The organism is [Clostridium] aminophilum (assembly GCF_900101295.1).
Taxonomy (GTDB): Bacteria; Bacillota; Clostridia; order Lachnospirales; family Lachnospiraceae; genus Clostridium_R; species Clostridium_R aminophilum_A.
Map to the genome: position 1 here is coordinate 1 of NZ_FOIL01000089.1, position 6538 is coordinate 6538.

Consider the following 6538-nt stretch of genomic DNA (forward strand, 5'->3'; position numbering starts at 1 on the left):
AGGTGACAGCTTCCTTGGCGAAGCTCTTAGCGACACATATTTCACTTAGCGGCTTTGCCGCTTAGTGAAATAGCGTGCTGCGGCTGGTCTTTTCGAGCTTAGTGCGTGCCATGGAAATTCACTTAGCGACGCATATTTCACTTGGCAGCTATGCTGCTTAGTGAAATAGCGTGCTGAGGCTGGTTTTCTCGAGCTTAGTGAATTTGCTTACAGCGGCGTGCGCATCCTCGCGGAGCGTTTTAGTATCATAGGGAATTTCAGAGAAATTTCCTATGATACTAAAAAACGAGCCCGGGCAAAGCCCGGAGCTCGTTAAAGTTCAGTATGTTATATTCGATGAGGATTACTCAAGGATCTTAACAACTCGGCCAGAACCTACAGTTCTACCACCCTCACGGATAGCGAAACGAAGTCCCTCTTCCATACCTACCGGATGGATCAGGTCTACTTCCATCTCTACGTTATCGCCCGGCATGCACATCTCTACGCCCTGCGGAAGCTGGCAGATACCGGTAACGTCAGTTGTTCTGAAGTAGAACTGCGGACGATAGTTGTTGAAGAACGGAGTATGACGGCCACCCTCGTCCTTTGTAAGAACGTAAACCTGAGCGGTGAACTTCTTGTGGCACTTTACAGTACCCGGCTTACAAACGATCTGTCCACGCTCGATCTGGTCACGGTTGATACCACGAAGAAGAGCACCGATGTTATCACCAGCCTGAGCCTCGTCAAGAGTCTTACGGAACATCTCGATACCTGTGCAGACAGACTTCTCAGTCTCCTCAGAGATACCTACGATCTCAACTTCATCGTTAACGTGAAGTGTTCCACGCTCTACACGGCCTGTAGCAACAGTACCACGACCTGTGATTGTGAATACATCCTCAACCGGCATAAGGAACGGCTTATCTGTCTCACGCTCCGGCTCCGGAATGTAGGAGTCAACGGAATCCATGAGCTCCATGATCTTGTCAGCCCACTCGCACTTCGGATCCTCAAGAGCCTTCAGAGCGGAACCGCGGATAACCGGGATATCATCGCCCGGGAAGTCATACTCGGAAAGAAGATCTCTGATCTCCATCTCTACGAGGTCAAGAAGCTCCTCATCGTCAACCATGTCGCACTTGTTCATGAATACAACGATAGCCGGAACACCTACCTGACGAGCAAGAAGGATGTGCTCACGAGTCTGAGCCATAACACCATCAGTAGCAGCAACAACGAGGATTGCGCCATCCATCTGTGCAGCACCGGTGATCATGTTCTTAACGTAGTCAGCATGTCCAGGGCAATCAACGTGAGCGTAGTGACGCTTCTCTGTCTCGTACTCAACGTGTGCGGAGTTGATGGTGATTCCACGCTCTCTCTCCTCCGGTGCCTTATCGATCTGATCGAACGGAACGGCCGGATCTACACCAAGTCTCTCAGCCAGAACAGCTGTGATAGCTGCTGTCAGAGTTGTTTTACCATGGTCAACGTGACCGATGGTACCAATGTTACAATGCGGTTTTGTTCTTTCAAAGTGCTGCTTTGCCATTGTTATAATCCTCCTAAGATTATGTTGTTAAAAATCTTTTGTGTACAGCATTCGACAATACAATCATGTAGATTTTATCATCGAATGCTGATTTTATCAAGTCTTTTAGCGTCTTTTCTATTACTTAGCCGCTTTATCAGACAGAACCTTATCCTGAACATTCTTCGGAACCGGCTCGTAGTTGTTGAAGAACATGGAGTAGTTACCACGTCCCTGAGTTCTGGAACGAAGGTCGGTAGCGTAACCGGACATTTCTGCCAGCGGAACGTATGCCTTAACCATCTTACCGCCGCCGATGTCTTCCATACCCTCGATACGGCCGCGTCTGGAGTTGATATCTCCGATAACGTCGCCCATGTACTCTTCCGGCATGGTTACGTCAACCTTCATGATCGGCTCAAGGAGAACCGGAGCTGCCTTCTGCATAGCCTGCTTGAAGGCCATGGAACCTGCGATGTGGAATGCCATTTCGGAAGAATCGACCTCGTGGTAGGAACCATCGTATACATTTGCGTGAACACCGAGTACCGGGAATCCGCCCAGGATACCAGCGCCGGCAGCCTCACGTACACCGTCCTCAATCGCCGGGATGTACTCCTTCGGAATAGCACCGCCGACAACAGTGGACTCGAACTTGAAGGTTTCTTCTGCGTTCGCATCCATCGGTTCGAACTTCATCTTAACGTGACCGTACTGACCCTTACCACCGGACTGCTTAGCATACTTAACTTCAACCTCAGCCGGCTTTGTGAAGGTCTCTTTGTAAGCTACCTGCGGTGCGCCTACATTAGCCTCTACGTTGAACTCACGAAGCAGACGGTCAACGATGATCTCCAGGTGAAGCTCACCCATACCGGAGATGATGGTCTGGCCTGTCTCTGTATCGGTTCTTACACGGAAGGTCGGATCCTCTTCAGCAAGCTTCTGAAGAGCATCGGTCATCTTGCCCTGAGAAACCTTGGTCTTCGGCTCGATCGCGATGGAGATAACCGGCTCCGGGAACTCCATGGACTCAAGGATAACCGGATGCTGCTCGTCACAGATGGTATCACCTGTTGTGGAGTTCTTGAAACCTACTGCAGCAGCGATATCGCCGGAGAATACCTCGTCGATTTCGTTTCTCTTGTTTGCGTGCATCTGAAGGATACGTCCAACACGCTCCTTCTTGTCCTTTGTCGCGTTCAGAACGTAGGAACCGGACTTGCAGACGCCGGAGTAAACTCTGAAGTAAGCAAGCTTACCTACAAACGGGTCCGTCATGATCTTGAATACAAGAGCAGCGAACGGCTCCTCATCGGAAGACTTTCTTACGACGTCATTGCCGTCAAGGTCTGTACCTGTGATGTCCGGAACGTCTGTCGGAGCCGGCATGAAGTCAAGAACTGCATCCAGAAGCTTCTGAACGCCCTTGTTTCTGTATGCGGTACCGCACAGACACGGAATTGCCTCATTTGCGATAGTACCCTTACGAAGAGCAGCCTTCAGCTCCTCCTCGCTCGGCTCATCACCGTCGAGGTATCTCATCATCAGCTCGTCGTCGAGCTCGCAGATCTTCTCAACCATCTCGGTTCTGTAGAGCTCTGCGTCATCCTTCAGATCATCCGGAATGTCAAGGATATCGATGTTGTCGCCCTTGTCATCTCTGTAATAATATGCCTTCATCTCGAACAGGTCGATGATACCCTCGAAAGTATCCTCAGCACCGATCGGAATCTGAGTCATGATAGTGTTCTTGCCGAGACGATCGTGGATAGTCTGTACAGAATGGAAGAAATCTGCGCCGACTACATCCATCTTGTTGATGAATGCGATTCTCGGTACGTGGTATGTATCAGCCTGACGCCAAACGTTCTCAGACTGCGGCTCTACACCACTCTTGGCATCGAATACGCCGACAGCGCCGTCGAGGACTCGAAGGGAACGCTCAACCTCTACGGTGAAGTCTACGTGTCCAGGAGTATCGATGATATTGATTCTGTATTCCGGAGCACCCTCGATCTTCTTGTGGAACTTCTCGTGTGTCCAGTGGCAGGTGGTAGCTGCGGATGTGATTGTGATACCACGCTCCTGCTCCTGAGCCATCCAGTCCATGGTAGCAGTACCCTCGTGGGTATCACCGATCTTGTAGTTTACACCTGTGTAGTACAGAATACGCTCTGTCAGTGTTGTTTTACCAGCATCGATATGAGCCATGATTCCGATGTTTCTGGTTCTCTCCAGCGGATATTCTCTTACAGCCAAAGCTTATTCCTCCTATCAGAATCTGTAATGAGCAAATGCCTTGTTAGCCTCTGCCATCTTATGCATATCTTCTTTTCTCTTTACAGATGCGCCGGTGTTGTTAGCTGCATCCATAAGTTCTCTTGCAAGACGCTCTTCCTGAGTCTTCTCGCCTCTCTTGCGGGAATACTCGGTGATCCAGCGAAGTGCCAGAGTCTGTCTTCTCTCCGGCTTAACCTCGATCGGAACCTGATATGTAGCTCCGCCGATACGTCTTGCCTTAACCTCGAGAACCGGCATGATGTTGTTCATAGCCTCTTCGAAAACTTCTACAGCTTCCTTGCCGGTCTCAGCAGCGATACGGTCAAATGCACCGTATACAATCTTCTGAGCAACGCCCTTCTTACCATCAAGCATGATGTTGTTGATCAGCTTGGTTACTACCTTGTTCTGGTACATCGGGTCTGCTAATACATCTCTTTTAAAATTACGTTTTTTACGTGGCACGTTACTTCCCTCCTTAATATCTGCTTCGCAGCACTCGGCTTCGTCGAAGCTTTTTCATTAGATCTCAGGTACTCACCCGTCACCTGGGCGTTCGTGTCCGAATCTATGATTCCTGCAACCCACAGGTCAATATCAAAATCCGGTACAACAAATCCCTACAATGATTTGTGATTACTTCTTAGCCTTCGGTCTCTTTGCTCCGTACTTGGAACGAGCCTGTTTTCTGTCTGCTACGCCTGCAGTATCAAGAGTTCCTCTGATGATGTGGTATCTGGTACCCGGAAGGTCCTTTACACGTCCACCTCTGATCAGAACAACGCTATGCTCCTGAAGGTTATGTCCCTCACCCGGGATGTAGCTTGTTACCTCAACTCCGTTGGAGAGACGTACTCTCGCGATCTTTCTAAGAGCAGAGTTCGGCTTCTTCGGTGTTGCAGTCTTAACAGCTGTGCAAACACCTCTCTTCTGCGGTGAAGAAACGTCCGTTGCTTTCTTCTGCAGAGAGTTATATCCTCTATGCAGCGCCGGAGCGGTCGGTTTCTTCACAGATGTCTTTCTACCTTTTCTTACTAACTGGTTAAATGTAGGCATCCCTTTCACCTCCTGTGATATTGTCTGTGGTTGCTTTTTGATATTTTTGCGCGCACTTATGCCTTTAGTGGCGCACCATAAGATTATATACACATAAAAATAGGGTGTCAAGAAAAACATTATAAATATTTTTCCTGACACCCGTGTCTCTGTTTTTGTTGAATTTACGCGATTTTCTGCGTTTTTCGGAAATTATTTTCCATAGAATTTATTCACACCGGCAAGCAGACCGTCCGCGATCTTTTCCAGTGTTTTTTCGCTGTGATCCGATGCCGTATCACCGAGCTCAATATCCATGCTCGGAACCGTGGAGTAGGAGGTCTGTGTCAGGTCATTGTCCAGTTTCTCAGTCGACCAGATCTTAACGCCCTTTTCGCGAAGTCCTTCGATCAGCGCCTTTCCAAGTTTCTCGTGTTCCTGCCAGTGGGATGCCACCGGCTCCATCTGGCGGAATTTTCCTTCCGGAACTCCCATGTAGAACGCGCCTTTATCGCTGGATGTCGAATCCCAGTGAAGGGCAATGTGGCAGTCCGCCGCATTGTTTGCCAGAACCGTTCTCGCAATATTATCCAGCTGGACATCATCGTTTTCGCGGATCATCAGTACATCGTATCCCTCCGCAAGCAGTTTCTTTTTCAGAATCTTCGCGGTCGCCAGCGTAACCTTCGCTTCCGGCGTGCCGTCCTGGAATGTGGTTCCGGCAGAGATCGCCTTCGAGCTGACCGCTCCGGCCGCATTGGTTCCGGTCACAAGTTTCGCCGATCCGTCCGGATGACTTAAAGTCTTCACCTTTTCTCCGCCGGATGTTCCGTGGCCTGCATTGACACAGATCACTTTTCCCTTCCGGTTGGCAGAAGCTTTATAGAGAACCGCCTTTCCTGAGTTGATCTTGGAATTCGCCGCATATTTCCAGGAGGGATCCAGACCGATCTCGCCTTCCTTCCGCGCAGACTTGCCGCTTTCTGCCGCGGTGTCCGCGGCGGTTGTCTGCTCCGCCGTCCCGGCCGTCTCCGATGCTGCCGTTTTTTCCGCTGCCTCGGCTGTCGCGGCTGTCTCTGCCTCACTTGTCTCTCCGGCGGATTTCGCCGCTTCTTCGGCAGCTTTTGCCGTCTGTTTTGCTTCAATCTCCGCCGCCGGTCCCTTCGCCTCCGCCGCTTCCGATCGGGACGCGCAGCCGGAAAGTGCAAGTCCTGCTGTCACCACGGTGACGGCGGCAATTCTCAATGCCTGTTCCATTCTCTTCTTCATCTGTATTCTCTCCATAATAAAAGAACAACGTTCGCGGAATGTTTGAAAATTCCCCGCTGCGGGGTCCGCTCATTATCACGGCAGTCACAAAAGCCCTATGCAGGCGCAGGTTATAGCGCGCTGCACACAATCGGATAGGGGAGATTTGACACTCCCCTTCCACACCACCGTACGTACCGTTCGGTATACGGCGGTTCAATAGTTTACACGAACTTTTAGATAGTGGGCTGATAAGGATGGATATCCGAGTCTGACCACTATTATCGTTTTGGTAAGCGCTGTGTTTAGCATCATCGCCGCTCTCCATGTGCCTTTTCTACAGTTAGCCAGTTCATGTACCTTCCATTCTGGCAAGTGTAGCGCCCTCAGCATCTTGTACCTCGTTCGCACCTTTTTCCATTGTTTCCAATACACTGCCCGGATTCTGTGGCGAAG

Annotated in this window: 5 protein-coding genes; all 5 read right to left on the reverse strand. The window is 50.2% G+C overall.

Going from position 1 to position 6538, the window contains the following annotated elements:
* Positions 1-343: 343 nt before the first annotated feature.
* A complete protein-coding gene (gene tuf / locus BMW41_RS13665; RefSeq protein ID WP_031472470.1) occupies positions 344-1537 on the reverse strand; it encodes an elongation factor Tu in 1194 nt (397 codons plus the stop codon).
* A 120-nt stretch (positions 1538-1657) separates the two neighbouring features.
* On the reverse strand, positions 1658-3778 hold the full coding sequence (gene fusA / locus BMW41_RS13670; protein ID WP_074650750.1) for an elongation factor G: 2121 nt from the start codon (positions 3776-3778) through the stop codon (positions 1658-1660).
* A 15-nt stretch (positions 3779-3793) separates the two neighbouring features.
* On the reverse strand, positions 3794-4264 hold the full coding sequence (rpsG, locus tag BMW41_RS13675; protein ID WP_031472466.1) for a 30S ribosomal protein S7: 471 nt from the start codon (positions 4262-4264) through the stop codon (positions 3794-3796).
* Positions 4265-4435: 171 nt separating this feature from the next.
* Positions 4436-4855: a 30S ribosomal protein S12 gene (gene rpsL / locus BMW41_RS13680; protein WP_031472464.1), complete on the reverse strand. Its 420-nt coding sequence runs from the start codon at positions 4853-4855 to the stop codon at positions 4436-4438.
* A gap of 192 nt (positions 4856-5047) precedes the next feature.
* Complete coding sequence (locus BMW41_RS13685; protein WP_074650754.1) at positions 5048-6103, reverse strand: N-acetylmuramoyl-L-alanine amidase family protein; 1056 nt, start codon at positions 6101-6103, stop codon at positions 5048-5050.
* Positions 6104-6538: the final 435 nt, after the last annotated feature.

Excerpts from the sequence above, each read along its gene's own strand:
- BMW41_RS13685 (WP_074650754.1), bottom strand. The coding sequence starts at position 6,103 with ATGAAGAAGAGAATGGAACAGGCATTGAGAATTGCCGCCGTCACCGTG.
- rpsL (WP_031472464.1), bottom strand. The coding sequence starts at position 4,855 with ATGCCTACATTTAACCAGTTAGTAAGAAAAGGTAGAAAGACATCTGTG.
- tuf (WP_031472470.1), bottom strand. The coding sequence starts at position 1,537 with ATGGCAAAGCAGCACTTTGAAAGAACAAAACCGCATTGTAACATTGGT.